This window comes from Brachyspira intermedia PWS/A (assembly GCF_000223215.1).
GTDB classification, from domain to species: Bacteria; Spirochaetota; Brachyspiria; order Brachyspirales; family Brachyspiraceae; genus Brachyspira; species Brachyspira intermedia.
Genome location: NC_017243.1, coordinates 2,225,941 through 2,242,934, shown reverse-complemented (window position 1 = coordinate 2,242,934; position 16,994 = coordinate 2,225,941). Strand labels below are relative to the sequence as shown.

General features: G+C 28.6%; 10 protein-coding genes and 2 pseudogenes. 8 read left to right on the top strand and 4 right to left on the bottom strand.

The window, feature by feature from the left end; translation table 11 throughout:
• Positions 1 to 65: 65 nt before the first annotated feature.
• From BINT_RS09640 to yqeC, 8 genes and pseudogenes are all read left to right on the top strand, one after another.
• Positions 66 to 1,902: pseudogene (locus tag BINT_RS09640) on the top strand (methyl-accepting chemotaxis protein).
• A gap of 478 nt (positions 1,903 to 2,380) precedes the next feature.
• Positions 2,381 to 4,222, top strand: coding sequence for a methyl-accepting chemotaxis protein (locus BINT_RS09635; protein ID WP_041177384.1), 1,842 nt, complete (start codon positions 2,381 to 2,383; stop codon positions 4,220 to 4,222).
• A 457-nt stretch (positions 4,223 to 4,679) separates the two neighbouring features.
• A complete protein-coding gene (locus BINT_RS09630; protein ID WP_014488385.1) occupies positions 4,680 to 4,931 on the top strand; it encodes a TM1266 family iron-only hydrogenase system putative regulator in 252 nt (83 codons plus the stop codon).
• 43 nt (positions 4,932 to 4,974) lie between these two features.
• Complete coding sequence (hydG, locus tag BINT_RS09625; protein ID WP_014488384.1) at positions 4,975 to 6,399, top strand: [FeFe] hydrogenase H-cluster radical SAM maturase HydG; 1,425 nt, start codon at positions 4,975 to 4,977, stop codon at positions 6,397 to 6,399.
• 124 nt (positions 6,400 to 6,523) lie between these two features.
• Entirely contained in the window at positions 6,524 to 7,708 is a 1,185-nt protein-coding gene (gene hydF, locus BINT_RS09620) for a [FeFe] hydrogenase H-cluster maturation GTPase HydF (RefSeq protein ID WP_041177383.1), read from the top strand.
• A gap of 24 nt (positions 7,709 to 7,732) precedes the next feature.
• Positions 7,733 to 8,854: a [FeFe] hydrogenase H-cluster radical SAM maturase HydE gene (hydE, locus tag BINT_RS09615; protein ID WP_014488382.1), complete on the top strand. Its 1,122-nt coding sequence runs from the start codon at positions 7,733 to 7,735 to the stop codon at positions 8,852 to 8,854.
• 87 nt (positions 8,855 to 8,941) lie between these two features.
• Positions 8,942 to 10,699 carry a TrkH family potassium uptake protein gene (locus BINT_RS09610; RefSeq protein WP_014488381.1) on the top strand — a complete coding sequence of 586 codons (1,758 nt, stop codon included), beginning with the start codon at positions 8,942 to 8,944 and terminating at the stop codon, positions 10,697 to 10,699.
• A gap of 2 nt (positions 10,700 to 10,701) precedes the next feature.
• Positions 10,702 to 11,886 (top strand): selenium cofactor biosynthesis protein YqeC, encoded by a 1,185-nt coding sequence (gene yqeC, locus BINT_RS09605; RefSeq protein ID WP_014488380.1) that lies wholly within the window; start codon positions 10,702 to 10,704, stop codon positions 11,884 to 11,886.
• A gap of 106 nt (positions 11,887 to 11,992) precedes the next feature.
• Here yqeC and BINT_RS09600 read toward each other — a convergent pair whose 3' ends face one another.
• From BINT_RS09600 to BINT_RS09585, 4 genes and pseudogenes are all read right to left on the bottom strand, one after another.
• Positions 11,993 to 13,378: a uracil-xanthine permease family protein gene (locus tag BINT_RS09600; RefSeq protein ID WP_041177382.1), complete on the bottom strand. Its 1,386-nt coding sequence runs from the start codon at positions 13,376 to 13,378 to the stop codon at positions 11,993 to 11,995.
• A gap of 26 nt (positions 13,379 to 13,404) precedes the next feature.
• Positions 13,405 to 14,246 (bottom strand): annotated as a pseudogene (locus BINT_RS15370) (FAD binding domain-containing protein).
• Entirely contained in the window at positions 14,237 to 14,725 is a 489-nt protein-coding gene (locus BINT_RS09590) for a (2Fe-2S)-binding protein (protein WP_014488377.1), read from the bottom strand. Before BINT_RS09590 ends, BINT_RS15370 begins: the two are co-directional and overlap by 10 nt.
• Complete coding sequence (locus tag BINT_RS09585) at positions 14,725 to 16,860, bottom strand: xanthine dehydrogenase family protein molybdopterin-binding subunit (RefSeq protein ID WP_014488376.1); 2,136 nt, start codon at positions 16,858 to 16,860, stop codon at positions 14,725 to 14,727. The genes BINT_RS09590 and BINT_RS09585 overlap by 1 nt, the downstream gene beginning before the upstream one ends.
• Between the last annotated feature and the right edge of the window lie 134 nt (positions 16,861 to 16,994).

The window sequence follows — 16,994 nt, the reverse complement described above, 5'->3', positions numbered from 1 at the left end:
TGATAATTTTTACTATATTATAGAATATATCACATTGTAATCTATACTATAAATAATTATTAACTATGAAAAAATTAAATAGTTTAGCGTTTAAAATGCCTTTGTCCATTAGTTGTATAAGTAGCATAATAATAATTGTACTCTTAGTAATTTCGTTGTTTTTCAAGTAAAGGTATTACAGAATCAATAAATGTTGGATTTAGAAATACAGTAGAAGGATATGCTTACTTATTGGATGCTTTAACAGAAGCACAAATGTTGCTTGCAAACTCTTATGCAAGTGATGCTAATATTAGAAACTATATGATTTTTAGAGATGATGTTTATAGTGTATACAGTGGAAGAGATATGACTAATTTTATAGAAAAAAATAGCTATGTAGAAAGTCTTTATTTAACAGATATAAATGGAAATGTTTTACTTACTACATCAGAAGCTTTAAGAAATAGAAATATGGCTGATATAAGACCTGATTTATGGAGAAAACTTTCAACAGGAGAAAAAGTTGCATTTGGAAGTCCTAGAGAATCCCCAGTTTCAGGAGAAATAACATTGGGTGTTGGATCTATAGTTACAGATTTCACAAATAATACAATAGGTTATTTAGTTAGTACCATTAAAGGTTCAGTTATACATGATAATTATTTTTCAAAAGTTAGATTAGGAAGAACAGGAAGAATAGTTGCTGTTAATGAGAATTTTATAGTTACTATGGATATGGATCCTGCTAATATCAATAAACCTGCACCTGAAGCATATAAAAATATATTTAATAATGCTTTAGATGAAGGTCCTTACAGTTATAAAAATGGTAATATATTGAGAATAGGATACTATAAGAAAATGGATGTTCAGCCTTGGATAGTAACTTATGCTATGAATGAAGATGAAATATTTGAACAGATAAGAACTACTGTTTTTGTAAGTATTTTAGTTGCTGTTCTTTCTATAATTGCTTTAGTTATATTTATGTTTATGTATGCTAGAAGAATTACAAAACCTCTTCGTATAGTTGTTGAAGAAGCAAAAGAAATAGAAGAAGGCAGACTTGTTATGCATGGCAGAAAAGTAAATAGAAAAGATGAGATTGGTGAATTATCAAGATCTTTCCATAATATGAAATATAAACTTATAGATATAATAGAAACTTCTTTGAATGAATCTAGTAGAATGGCGCAAGCTGCTAATAGTCTTGCAACTGGAAATAAAGATTTAGCAGAAAAAGCGGAAAGTACAGCAGGCAATCTTGAAGAAACAGGATCATTTATGGAAGAGATCGCAGCTGCAATCACTGTATCTATCAATAATTCCGTTAAAGGAAATGAAATGATGAATGATTGTAAAATAGCTATAGAAAATGCTGCATCAGTAGTTGAAGAAACTGTGAGAAGTATAAGCGAAGTTAATGCTGATAGTGAAAAAATAAAAAATATCATTAAAGTTATAGAAGGAATAGCATTCCAAACTAATATATTAGCACTTAATGCTGCAGTAGAGGCTGCTCGTGCTGGAGATCAGGGTAAAGGTTTTGCAGTAGTAGCAAGTGAAGTAAGAAGTTTGGCACAAAGCAGTCAGGATTCAGCTAAAGATATAACGGAGTTAATTAATCAAGTATATGAAAAAATTAACAGAGCAAATCAGATAGTAGGAAGTCAGGAACAATTATTTGTGGGAATAAAAGAACAAATAGAGGAAACAGCTGATACAATAAGGAGTATTACTGAGGCAGCCGTTGAGCAAAAAGAAGGAGTAGCTCAGGTTAATAAAGCTGTTCAAGAAATGGATACTTTAACTCAGGAAAATGCTGCTTTGGTTGAAGAGTCTACAGCATCTTCTATGTCATTATATGATGATGCTAGACATTTACAGGAGATTATTAATTTCTTTAGTATAGAAAAATAAAAATTATTATGGTATAGAAATTTACTAAATTATATATTTTTATCTATAAATTTTTATTATTATTAATGAAGATAATAATTTATTGCTATATATAAATTTACTTATTAAAATCTCTAGCAAGTTTTTTAGAATATTTGCTAGGGATTTTTTATTTATAAAGTATAATAAAATTATCCTACAATTTATTTAGTAAATTATTATAGTTTTTAAATTAAAAATAAAATAATTTTTTAATACTTTAAAACTAAATATAATAATAAAAAATCAGCGTAAACTCTTCTTAATAGTATCTTAAAATTTAAGTTAATTTATTAGTTTAACGCTTTAAATATACATAATCACAGAAATAATTAAACTCAAAAATATTTTATTATCTTGACAACTATTTTTTTTGAATATACTATATATATAGGAGTTTGTTGATTTTTATAAATCTATGTATTATATAAAATTTTTATAATAATGTTAGGAGTAAATTATGAGTAGATTTAATAGTCTGTCTTTTAAACTGCCGATTACTATCAGTTTAATGTCTATAATAATGTTAGGGTTTTTATTAAGTGCATCTGTATTTTTTTCAAACAAAGGAATAACACAAAGTACAGATACAGGTTTCAAGAATACAGTAGAAGGATATGCGAATCTATTTGATTCTATATTAGATGCTCAAATAATGGTAAATGTAGCCTATTCCAGCAGTGCTAATATTAGAAATTATCTTACAGATATGAGTAATTCCTATAGAAATAATGTTGATTTAGATATAACTTCATATATAGAGAACAATAATTTCATTGAAAATATTTCAATAATGAATACTAATGGTGTAATAGTTTTTGATAAAAATGAAAAATTGATAGGAAGAAATTTTATGGATTTAAGACCGGATATGATGCGAAAATTATTAGCCGGGGAAGAGTTAGCTTTTGGAAATGAAATTAAACAGTCAGCAGCTACAGGAGAACTTACAATATCTTTAGGTATAAGAATACTTGATTATAATAATCAGTTAATAGGATATTTAGTCTCTATTATAAAAATAATGGTTATATATGATAATTATTTCAGTAATATAAAGTTGGGAAGAACAGGAAGAATAGTAGCAGTTAATGATCAGCTTAAAGTTGTGATGGATACAGATCCGAATGAAATAGCTAAAGATGCTCCTAATGAATATGATAATATAATTAAAAGCGGATCGGTATCTGGAAATATTAGTTATGTTGCCAATAATCATGTTAGAGAGGGTTTTTATAAAAAGATGAAAATTCATCCTTGGATAGTAGCTTATGCTATGGATGAAGAAGAAATTTATGAGATAAATAAATCTATACTTGTAACTAGTATTATTATAGGTATAATATCTATGGTGCTTATGACACTGGTAGTATTCCTATTTACTAAGAGCATAATAAAACCTTTAAATATAATAGTGGAAGAGGCTAAAGAAATAGAAGAGGGAAAACTTGTAATTAATAGAAAGCCTTTAAATAGAAAAGATGAACTTGGACAATTATCTCATTCTTTTACTTCTATGCGTATAAAACTTATAGAAGTAATAGAAACAACTTTAAATAATGCAGATAAAATGTCACTTGCCGCAAATAACTTGGCAGCAGGCAATAAAGATTTATCAAGAAGATCAGAAAATACAGCAGCAAATCTTGAGGAAACAGCATCATCTATGGAAGAAATATCTTCAGCTATATCTATGGCAACAAGTAATTCTGTCAAAGGTAATGAAATGATGAATCATTGTAGGGAGTCTATAGACAATGCTACATCAGTTGTATCAGAAACAGTTAGAAGTATGAATGAAGTTAATGCTGATAGTGAAAAGATTAAAGATATAATAAAAGTTATTGAGGGTATAGCATTTCAAACTAATATATTAGCTTTAAATGCGGCAGTAGAAGCAGCTAGAGCAGGTGATCAGGGTAAAGGTTTTGCGGTAGTAGCAAGCGAAGTAAGAAGTTTAGCACAGAGCAGTCAGGATTCAGCTAAAGATATCACAGAGTTAGTTAATCAAGTATATGAAAAAATTAATAGAGCCAATAAAATAGTAGAGAGTCAAGAAGAACTATTTATGAGTATAAAAAATGAAATAGATGAAACAGCAAATATTATAAAAGATATTAGTTCAGCAGCTTTAGAACAGCAGTCAGGAGTAGCTCAGGTAAATAAAGCAGTAACAGAAATGGATTCTATAACTCAGGAGAATGCTGCATTAGTAGAAGAGTCTACAGCTTCATCACTTGCTTTATATGATGATGCTAAAGAACTTCAGTCTGTTATGAGTTTCTTTAGAATAGAAAGATAATATTATTAGTTTTTTATATTACTTTAAGTTAAAAATTAAAGCGATATTATAAAATTAAAGAGTGGGTATGTATAAATTAAATTTTAAAATTTTAATTACATATCCCACCCCTTAATATTTTGTATTTAATTATAAAATTATAATTTATATTTATTTTTTACTAAATCAGAAAATAAAGTACCCACCCAAGTGTTATTTAAATTTTTAGTCTTTATTAACGCACGTTTTATCAAATTTTATATATGGTGAAATTTAAAATTCATAATTAATGAATAGTTATAGATTTGCTTTGCGTGCGTAATATTTTTATTTAAATAACAATAAAAAATTGATAAACTTAGAAAATATCTATTTACAAATTAAAAATAATTATTATAATATTATTAACCTAAGTGAGTAACTATTAAGGTTTATCATAAAGGTATTTAAAATTTATATTAATCTGATTTATTAGCCTATGGAAAATAATAGAATTGCTGTTGTAGGAATAATAGTAGAAAAAACAGAAAATGTTTCAAAAGTTAATGAAATTCTGCATGATTACAGCGATTTTATTATAGGAAGGATGGGAATTCCTTATAGAGAAGAGAATATAAATATAATCAGTATAGTCTTAAATGCTCCTAATGATAAAATTAATAGTTTAACAGGCAAACTTGGTATGCTTGAAGGTGTTTCTGCAAAAGCACTTTATGCAAATAAAAAATAATAACTATTGAATATTATCAGTTTAATTATTAGGAGTTTATATCATGTCTTCTGCTACTTTGTTTAAGTACGATTCAAAATCAAGAAATGCAAATGAATTTATCAATGATGAAGAAATTTTAAAAACCATATCTCAGGTGGAAAGCGGTAATTACAATATAAGAAATATATTGGATAAGGCTAAAGAGATGAAAGGGCTTGAACCTAATGAGGCATTAGCTTTACTACTTTGCGATGATAAAGATGCTGAAAATGAAATGTTTGAAATAGCTAAGAAAATAAAATTAGAAATATACGGAAAAAGAATAGTTTTATTTGCTCCTCTTTATTTATCAAACTATTGTATTAATGGATGTGTTTACTGTCCTTATCATGCTAAAAATAAACATATAGCTAGAAAGCAATTAACTCAAGATGAAATTAGAGCTGAAGTTATAGCATTGCAAGATATGGGACATAAAAGACTTGCATTAGAAACTGGGGAAGATCCTGATTATGCTAGTATGGAATATTTACTTGAATCAATAAAAACAATATACAGCATTAAGCATAAAAACGGAGCTATTAGAAGAGTTAATGTTAATATTGCCGCAACTACAGTAGAAAATTATAAGAAGTTAAAAGATGCAGGCATTGGTACTTATGTATTATTTCAAGAAACATACCATAAACCAACTTATGAGAAAGTTCACACAAGCGGCCCAAAAAGTAATTATGAATATCATACAGAGGCAATGGACAGAGCTATGGAAGGTGGGATTGATGATGTAGGTATAGGAGTATTGTTCGGACTTTATAATTATAAATATGATTTTACTGCTATGCTTTATCATGCTAAACATTTGGAAGATACTTTTGGATGCGGCCCTCATACTATAAGCGTACCAAGAATAAGACCTGCTGATGATGTTGATGTTAAAAGTTTTCCTAATGCTATTACTGATAGCTTATTCAAAAAAATAGTTGCTGTTTTAAGAATCGCTGTTCCTTATACTGGTATTATTGTTTCTACAAGAGAGAGTCAGAAATCAAGAGAAGAAGTTTTAGAGGTTGGAGTTTCTCAAATAAGCGGTGGATCAAGAACTAGTGTTGGAGGATATGTTGAGGAGGAAGAAGAGAATTCCAAACAGTTTGAAATTTCAGATAACCGTTCTCTTGATGATATTATAAAATGGCTTGCTGATATAGATTATCTTCCTAGTTTCTGTACTGCTTGCTATAGAGAGGGAAGAACAGGAGATAGATTCATGGCATTTGCTAAAAGCGGACAAATAAAAAATTTCTGTCAGGCTAATGCTATAATAACTTTAAAAGAATATGAGAATGATTATGCAAAAGAAGAAACTAAAAAATCTATAGATAAAGTTATAATAAATGAAATAGAAAAAGTGCCTAATGAAAAGGTAAAGGTAAAATTGGTAGATTCTTTAAAAGGTATAGATGCTGGAAGGAGAGATTTCAAATTTTAATTTTTAGGGTTACTCATTTTATAATTGATTCAGTTTTCTTAATTGCATCTATTAATATATACTTTTAATATATGTATTAAGAAAGCTGAATTGATTTTATTTATGAATAGGATATGTGAAAAATATGAATGATACACCGAATTCAAATAGAACTCATATTGCAATATTTGGAAGAAGAAATGCAGGTAAATCTAGTATTATAAATGCAATAGCCAATCAGAATATAGCAATAGTTTCTGATACTGCTGGAACAACTACGGACCCAGTTAAAAAAGCTATAGAAATAAATGGCATAGGAGCATGTACTATTGTTGATACTGCAGGCTTTGATGATGAGGGAGAGCTTGGGGCTTTAAGAATAGAAAGAACTAAAAAAATAATGGAGTCATCCGATATAGCTTTGCTTGTTTTTGATGCGTCTTTTAAAGATAATGATTATTCATTGGAGTTGAAATGGAAAAATAAACTTGAAACTTTAGAGATACCAATTATAGCGGTTTTTAATAAAATAGATTTAAATACTGATTATAAAAATATAGAACAAAATATAAAAGAAATTTTTAATTTAGAAACCGTTTCAATAAGTGCTTCTAATAATATTAATATAGATTCATTAATAGAAACTATAAAATTAACAATTCCAAAAACAGAAGAAATAAGTATAACAGGGCATATAATAAAAGAAGATGATATAGTAATGCTTGTTATGCCTCAGGATATTCAAGCCCCTAAAGGCAGATTGATTCTTCCTCAAGTTCAAACTATAAGGGATATTTTAGACAATAAATCTGTGATAATGGCTTCGACTTTTGATAAATTTGAAAATGCATTAAAAGCATTAAGCAAAGCACCTAAAGTAATAATAACAGATTCTCAAGTTTTTAAAGAAGTAGAAAAATTAAAACCTAAAGAAAGTTTATTAACTTCATTTTCTGTATTATTTGCCCGTTATAAAGGAGATGAAGAAGTATATAAAAAAGGTGCTGATTTTATAGATAATTTAACAAAGGAGAGTAAAATATTAATAGCAGAAAGCTGTACTCATGTCCCTTTGGAAGGAGATATAGGAAGAGTAAAAATTCCAAATTTATTGAAAAAGAAATTTGGTTTTGAGTTTGATATAGATTATGTGGCAGGAAATGATTTTCCAGATGATTTATCAAAATATGATTTGATTATACATTGCGGCGGCTGCATGGGTACTAGAAAACATATTTTAAATAGAATAAGAATATGCAAAGAACAGAATGTACCTATTACTAATTACGGAATGACTATAGCAAAGATTAATGGAGTGAAATATATATAATAATTTTAAAAAGGAAATATAAACTTGATTAATATAAATAAAGTAAAAGAAATTATTAACAGAATAGAAATAGAAGAAAAAATATCAAGAGAAGATGCTTTGAGTCTTTTGTCATCTTTTAAATATGATAATAATATCAATATAAAAAAATTAAATGATGAAGAAAAAGAAGAAGTAAAAAAATTAAAAGAATATTTAAGAATTAAGGCAAGAGAAAAGGCTGATAAAATATTCGGCAAATATGTTTTTATGCGCGGGCTTATAGAGTTTACTAATTATTGTAAGAATGACTGTATATACTGCGGAATAAGAAAAAGCAATAAAAATGCAGAAAGATACAGACTAGATAAAGAAGATATTTTATCATGCTGCAAACTTGGTTATGAGATAGGATTTAGAACATTTGTACTTCAGGGCGGTGAAGACCCTTATTATAATTTAGAAATTATGTCTGATATAGTAGAATCAATTAAAACAAAATATCCAGATTGTGCTTTAACATTATCAATAGGTGAGAAAGAAGAAGAGTATTATAAAATATTAAAAGAAAAAGGTGCTAATAGATTTTTGCTTAGACATGAAACTTCTGATAATATTCACTATTCAAAACTTCACCCTGATGATATGAGTTTAGAAAATAGAAAAGAGTGTTTAAGAACTTTGAAAAAATTAGGATATCAAACAGGTACAGGTATAATGGTTGGAAGCCCTTATCAAACTTTGGAAAATATCGCTGATGATTTTATTTTTATGCAGGAGATAAAACCGGAGATGATAGGTATAGGACCTTTTCTTCCTCATAAAGACACACCTTTTGCTAATGAAAAAAAAGGAGAGTTGGAACTTACTTTAATATTAATAAGTGTACTTCGTTTAATCTTTCCTTTATCATTGATACCTGCTACTACGGCACTTGGAACTATTAAAGAAGGAGGACGTGAAATGGGCATACTTTATGGAGCTAATGTTGTTATGCCTAATTTATCGCCTATGAATGTCAGAAAAAAATATTTGCTTTATAATGATAAAATTGCCACAGGAAGCGAATCAGCTGAAGGTGTTGAAAGTCTTAGAAAAAATATATTAGATATAGGCTACATACTCACAGGAGAACGTGGCGATTTTGATATTAACAGACATATTTAAACTTTATAAAAAATAAAATTATATATTTACATATAATCTATTATATATTAAAATAGTACAATTATATGATAAGAGTAAAGATTAGTTATGAAAAATATTTTTAATAATAAAGTTAATAATCAAAATAATCCAAATAAAACATTTATTCAGGCTATAGATGAGTTCTTAAGAAGAATATCAAATTTAATAGCAATAGCAGGTTCTATATTTGCAATATTTGTACTTTTAATGCAGGTAAGACAGATAAGCATTTATAATTTTTATATATATAATTATGATAAGATTATAAATATTATTACAATATGTTTTGTATTTATACTTATAGACCAAATAAGAATAGCACCAAGGAAACTCTATATAGTTGTGCCTATTATTCAGCTTGTAGGCTTACTTCTTTTAAATTTTTTCAGCAGAAAATATTATGATGTATATGCAAATAGAATAATATGGACTATAGCAGGTTCTATACTTTTCTTTTTAGTTATAGTTATAAATTGGCTTAGGCTTTCATATTCTAAATTTACATTATATCAGATGATTATAGCATCTTTTATATTTGTTATAACATTGGGAAGTTTGCTTTTATATTTACCTTTAAGTACAGTAACAGGTAAATTATCATTTGTAGATGCTTTATTTACGGCGACTAGTGCAGTATGTGTTACGGGGCTTAGTGTTATAGATATTTCAAAAGAATTTACTTTATTTGGACAAATTGTATTGATTGCTCTTATTCAAATAGGCGGACTTGGTATTATGTCCATATCTGCAATAGTGCTTTTATTTTCTATAAGTAAGGGTAGTGTTCAGGATAGGGTAAGAACTTTAGAAATGTTTAATACACAGAATAAAGATATAATACAATCTACTATAAAAGTGATCTTTTTATCCACATTTTTAATAGAATTATTAGGTGCTGTTTCTTTATTTACTGTTATGGATACTAATGCTAAATTAGGAACGCGTATATTTTCTTCAATATTTCATTCTATAAGTGCATTTTGTAATGCAGGATTTTCTCTTTATACGGATAATCTACATCAATATTCTGCAAATGTTGTAGTTAATGTTACTATTATGCTTCTTATAACTCTTGGAGGTATAGGATATCCTGTTATGCTTACTGTTACTAGGGCTATAGTTAATAAGATAAAAGGACAAAGATATGTATTTGATGTTCAGGCTAGAATAGTAATATTTACAAGTATTATTCTTATATTGGCTGGAAGTGCTTTTATATTTTTCAATGAATATTCAAATTCTCTTAAAGATTTGCCATTAAAAGAAAAGATATTAGTTTCTTTATTTCAGAGTGTAAGTCCAAGAACAGCAGGATTTGAAACCATTGCCTATAATTCTATGAGTAATGTTACTATAGGAGTTGTTATATTTTTAATGTTTGTAGGAGCTTCTCCAAACAGTACAGGAGGTGGAGTAAAGACTACTACTTTATTTGTATTTATGTTCTCAGTAATCACAGCAATTTTTAATAGACCATATATTGTAGTTAATGGCAGAAAAATAAAAGATGATACAGTTAATAAATCTGTTGCTATAGTTACGCTTGCAATAGCTATTTCTGTATTAGCTTCATTTATTATGTTTTATATAGAAAAGTCAAATACTATGATGCCTATACTTTTTGAAGCTATATCTGCAATAAGTACAGTAGGGCTTTCTCTTGGTATAACTCCTACAGTTACAGTATGGAGTAAATTAATACTTATAGTTTTAATGTTTATAGGACGTGTTGGTTATCTTACTTTATTTATGAGTATAGGTTCTATCAATAAAGGAAAATATGGTATAATAGATTTACCTACAGGCGAAGTAACTATAGGATAATTATGTCAGAAATTATTATTGTATGCGGTGCCGGGGGTAAAACCTCATATATAAAAAAAATAGCAGAAAATAATAAAGATAAAAAAATAGTAATCACAACTACTACTAAAATATTCAAACCTGAAAACTATACAGAAACTATAAATAATCATTCCTTTGATAATGATAATATTATTGTACTAGGAAAAGAGTATGATGAAAAAAAGTTAATGTATGCAGGAGATGAACAATTAGAAAATGCAATTAAATATGCTGATATTGTTTTGATAGAGGCAGACGGAGCGAAATATCATTCTTTAAAAATACCTAATGATGAAGAACCTGCTATACCAAGTTTTTTATATGGCAGAATATCCAAAATAGTTGTTATTATGGGGTTTCATAGTTTAGGAAGAAAGTTTAAAGAGGTTTGTTTCAGATATAATTTATGCTATGAAATAGATCCTGAAAGAATAGTTGATTTAGATACTATTAATTATATAGTTGATAAATATTATATTAATAAACTTAAATATAAATGCAGCAATATAAAACTATATTTAAATGATTTTACAGAGAATAATTATATTGATTATAAAAAAACAGCTTTTATCATACTTGCATCTGGTAAAAGTGAACGTTTTAATGGAAATAAATTAATTCATAAATTCAAATCTCTTAATAACAAAACATTATTTGAAAAAACAATAGATAAAATATCCGATGTGAGAAAATTATTCAAAGAAGATAAAAAGCTAAAAAATATAGAAACTGATGTAATAGTTGTAAGTGTATATGATGATATAATAAATAAAAAATTTGAAAATAAAGATTATTATGCTTTTTATAATGACAGACATAATGAGGGTATAAGTGCTTCTATAAAACTTGGAATTAATGAGGCATTAAAACTAAAATCTGATTCATTTGCTTTTTTTGTATGCGACATGCCTTTTTTAGAAAGTAATGATATATTCAATATGTTAAAATATTTTTATTATAGTCATAAAAATATAGGTGCTATGTTTACAGATAACAGACCTTCTAATCCTGCTATTTTTTCATCTAAGTATGTTAATGATATTTTGAGTTTAGAAAATGATTTTGGTGCAATTAGAATTATAAAAAAGAATATTGAAGATTGTTTTTTTTACACTATAGATGAAAATAAATTAAAAGATATAGATACAAGAGAAGATTTATTTTAAAATATATTTAGTTAATAAAAGTTAATGTAAGTTCATAAAACTCAATAAAAGAAAAAGCATAAGTTATAAATAACTTATGCTTTTGTATATTAAAAAGTATTTTTAATTATTTTTTAGCTTCTTCTTTAGGAAGAATAACGTTAAGTATAATAGCAACACAAGTAGCTATAACAACAGGGCTGCTTCCGAATACTGTTTTAGCCCAAGCAGGGAAAGTATCTAAAGCACCGCCAACTTGAACAGTACCCATACCTAAAGCAACAGCAAGTCCAACTATTAATGTGTTTCTAGGTCCCATATTTTCAGTGAATACCAATTTAATACCAGTCATAGCGATAGAAGCAAATACCATTATAGTAGCTCCTCCTAATACACAAGAAGGTATTGTAGTAAGTAAAGCTGAGAATTTAGGGAATAAACCAGCTATTAATATTATGATAGCAGCTATACCTAAAACGATTCTGTTAATAACTTTAGTAGTAACAACTATACCTACGTTCTGACTGTAAGTAGCAGTTGGTAAACATCCGAATACAGAACATAATATATTAGTAAGACCATAAGCAGTGATACCGCATTTTAATTCTTGGTCTGTAGGCATTCTTCCTATAGGACTTCCTGAAGTAGTAGCAGAGAAGTCTCCTATTGCCTGAACAGAGTTAACAGCAAATAAAAGAGATATAGCAATAGCAGCAGAAGGATCAAACTCTATTCCAAAAGGTATAAGTTTAGGAGCTTGGAAAATACCGGCATTAGCAACGCTTGTAAAGTTAATCATACCAAAGAAGAAAGCAGCTATATATCCTACTATTAATCCGAATAATACAGAAGCTAATTTTAGGAATCCTTTAGTAAATTGGTTGAAGAAAATAACTGCAACAAGAGTTATACCAGCAACAGCCCAATACTGCCAAGAACCGAAAGGAACAACTTCACCATTTATTTTGTACAAAGTGCTTCCACCAGCCATATATCTAACAGCTGTAGGGTATAAAGAAAGACCAACAGTGAAAACAACAGTACCAGCAATTAGAGGAGGGAATAGTTTTCTTATTTTATCAACGGCAAAACCAAATATTATAGCAACTACACCACCTATGATTTGAGCTCCAAGTATTATAGCTATACCTCTAACACCAAGACCAGTACCTTCAGGACCTCTAGCAATAGACTGCATAGTAGATACATAAGCAAAACTAACACCCATTATCATAGGAAGTCTAGCACCTATGTGATAGTTTTTTGTAATAGGTATTGGGAACAACATAATAATAGTTGAAATAGCAGCAAATACTAAAGATGACTGAACTAGTAATATCTGCTCTGGACTTCCGCTTTTAAGACCTGCAGCAGATGATACAATAAGTGCTGGTGTAACACAACCAACGATCATTGCTACTACGTGCTGAATAGCTAACGGAAAAGCTTGAGACATTTTGGGCATACCTTCGTACTGAAACAAAACGTCTTGAGTTTTTTCATTTGTACTCATAATTAACTCCAATTTTTTATTATATTTTATAGATTTATATTATCTAAAAAATATTCAATTAAATTTAAAGCACATTTCTTCCTATATAAAGCTGTTGACCTAGCACTGTTTCTAGGATTCATAATTGAAGAATATGCTTCTTGTATAGATTTAATATTGTTTTTCCATTCATTTACATCTGAAACAATATATTTTTCCTCTATACTTTCATCTCTTGTAATTGTAATACCTAATGTACAAAAACTTATTTTGAATCTGTACTTGTCATTTTCTTTGCAAACTAATGCACATATTGCAAGTTTTGATAATGCATTAGCTTTTCTAGTTCCTATTTTTCTATAAAAAGAATATTTATAATCTTTTTCGGTATTATAATATGCGTAAGTATTTCGTCATTTTTTAATATTGTTTTACTTACTCCTGTAATAAAATCTTTTATCTTTACTTCTCTTTGAGAATTTTTACTTTTTAATACTAAAACTGCATCCATTGCATATAAAGAAGGCAGGCTATCAGCGGAAGGTGAGGCATTGCATATATTTCCTCCTATAGTGGCAATATTTCTGATAGGAGGTCCTGCTATTCCTGAGGCACTGTCTTTCAATACTTGAGGAGTTAAATCTGATTTAATAATTTCATCAAATGTAGTTAATGCCCCTATAATGATATTATTTTCATCTTCTTTTATGCCTTTTAATTCATCTATATCATTTATAAATAATATAGGCTTATCAAATTTTGCTATTAAATTGCTTCCTCTAAGATGTTCTACCATTAGATCTGTACCGCCTGCAAAAATCACAGAATCATTTGAGGCTCTAAAATCTAATGCTTCATTAATATTTTTAGCTTTTAAAGTTACTGCCATAAATTTTTACCCTCCTTAAAAGCTATATCAGATGCTCTTAATACTGCACTTACTATATGATCATATCCAGTGCATCTGCATAGATTGCCTGATAATCCTTTTCTTACTTCATACTCTGTAGGTTTTCCTTTAGTATCATTCAAAATAGCTTCAGATGACATTATCATTCCCGGAGTACAGAAACCGCATTGAACAGCTCCTTCATCTACAAAAGCCTTTGTTACTATTTTACCTCTTTCAGTTTCAGAATATCCTTCTATTGTTATAATTTCTTTTCCCTCGCATAAAATTATAGGTATCAAGCAAGAGTTCACTACTTTTCCATCCATAAGTACAGCACAAGCACCGCATTCTCCTTCTCCGCATCCTTCTTTAGTACCTGTGAGTTTTAATTCATCTCTTATAAAATCTATTAATCTAGTTAAAGGATCTAATTCTGTATTAACTTCATTTCCATTTACTTTAAATTTTATAGGCATTATATCACCTCCGCTATGTTTTCAGGCAGAATAGGTATTTTTGTAAAATGATGTTTCAAAGCATTTTCCATAGCAGATGCATAAGCACTTGCAGCACCGTCAAAAGTAATTTCTCCTATTCCTTTTGCACCAGAAGGACCATATTGATAAGGCTCTCCCATAATATATGTTTTTATTTCAGGCAAGTCTAAAGAAGTAGGTATCATATAATCAGACATTTTTACCTGTAAGAATCTTCCGTCTTTATTTACTATGTTTTCTAAAGCCCCCCAGCCAAGTGCCTGAGCAACCCCGCCTTTTATCTGACCTTCAACTATCTTTTCATCTATAGCATATCCGCAGTCAAATACAGCCCAAACACCTACTATTTTTACTTCTAATGTAAATTTATCAATTTCAACTTCAACAACATTTATTCCAAGTCCGTAAGTAGGGTAGGCATCTCCTCTTAAATTAGTACTATCCCAATCAACCAAATGCGAAGGATGTTTATAATCTTCGGTTATCTCTATTTCTTCAGATTCATTCCATCTATCTTTTAATTTTTTGCATGCTTCCTGTATTAAATATCCTACTATCATAACTGAACGTGAAGCAACAGTCGGACCTGTATTTGGAATTAGATTTGTATCATATACAGATATATCTATATTTTCTAATGGTATATTCAAATTATAAGCGGCTATTTTTCTGAATGTAGTATGAAGTCCCTGACCAATTTCTGTATTTGATGTCAGTATTGTTACTTTATTTCCTTTTTTCTTTAACTTTAATTTAGCTTTGATTATATCTCTTTCTCCGCTTCCTGTGAAAGCACATCCATGCAAGAAGCAGGAAATTCCTATTCCTTTGTACATATCATCTTTATATTTTTTTACTTTGTTTTCATAATCAGATTCTTTTAAAGCTAAATCAAGCATTTTAGGAAGTATTATATTATCATGGAATATTCCGCCTGTTATTGTAGGATCATTTTGTTTAACGAAATATTTTCTTTTAAGCTCTATAGGATCAACATTTATTTTATTAGCTACATTATCCATAGTTCTTTCTATAGCAAATATAGCCTGAGGTCCGCCGAATCCTCTGAATGCACAGCTAGGCACATTATTAGTACAGTATAATCTTCCCAAAACTCTCACATTAGGAAAATGATATACATTAGCAGCAGTGTAAGTGCATCTTTGCATAATAACTCTTGAGCTTGATTCATAAGCACCAGCATCCATATCTGATACTACATCAAGAGCAATAATATTATTATTTTCATCAAGAGCAATTTTAGTTGTGATTTGAGCAGGCTGTCTTTTTACACTATAAGCTAAATCAAATTGTCTGTCTAATATAAGCTTAACTGTTTTTTTTAGTTTATGTACGGCAACAGCAACTGCAGCGGATAGTATATCAGGATAATGCTCTTTTCCTCCAAATCCTCCGCCTATAGTAGGTGATATTACTCTTACCTTTGAATCTTCAACACCAAGAACAGGAGCAACAGCTTTTTGTACATAATATGGACATTGTGTAGATGAATATAAAGTTACTCCGTCATTTTCCCAAACACCTACAGTTCCATTAACTTCCATATATAAATGTTCTTGATATGGTGTATGATATGTTTCTTCTATTATTGTTTTAGCTTTTTTGAATGCTTCATCAACATCGCCGTATCCTGCTTTAAATGAAATGAATATATTATCATCTCCATATATAGGACCGCCTAATAATTTTTTGGAGTCTTCTATATTTAATACTGGTTCTAAATCTTCATATTCTATTGTAACTTTTTCGGCTATATCATATACTACATTTTTGTCAGGTCCTACAATAAGAAGTATTGTTTCTCCAATATATCTAACATTATCATCAGCAAAAGGACGCCAGTCAGATATAATCATAGTAGCGGCATTTTTACCCGGAACATCTCTATAATCTATTATAGAATAACCTTCAGGAAGTTCAGGAATATTGATTTTTAATATTTTAGCCCTTGCCTTTGTAGAATGAACAATCTTAGCATGCAGGACTTCTTTTCCAAAATCAATATCGTTTAAATACTTAGTTTTTCCTGTTATCTTATCAAGAGCATCTACTCTTGCTACAGAATTTTTCAATTCTTTAATTAGAGTTTCCATAAAATAGCCCTCAACTTATTATTTAATTTAAATATTGTTAATATTTATAATATATCAATAGTAAATATTAATATATTATAGATATTGACAAGCTATAAATAAACTAGATAATTTATAGTTTATATAAATATCTA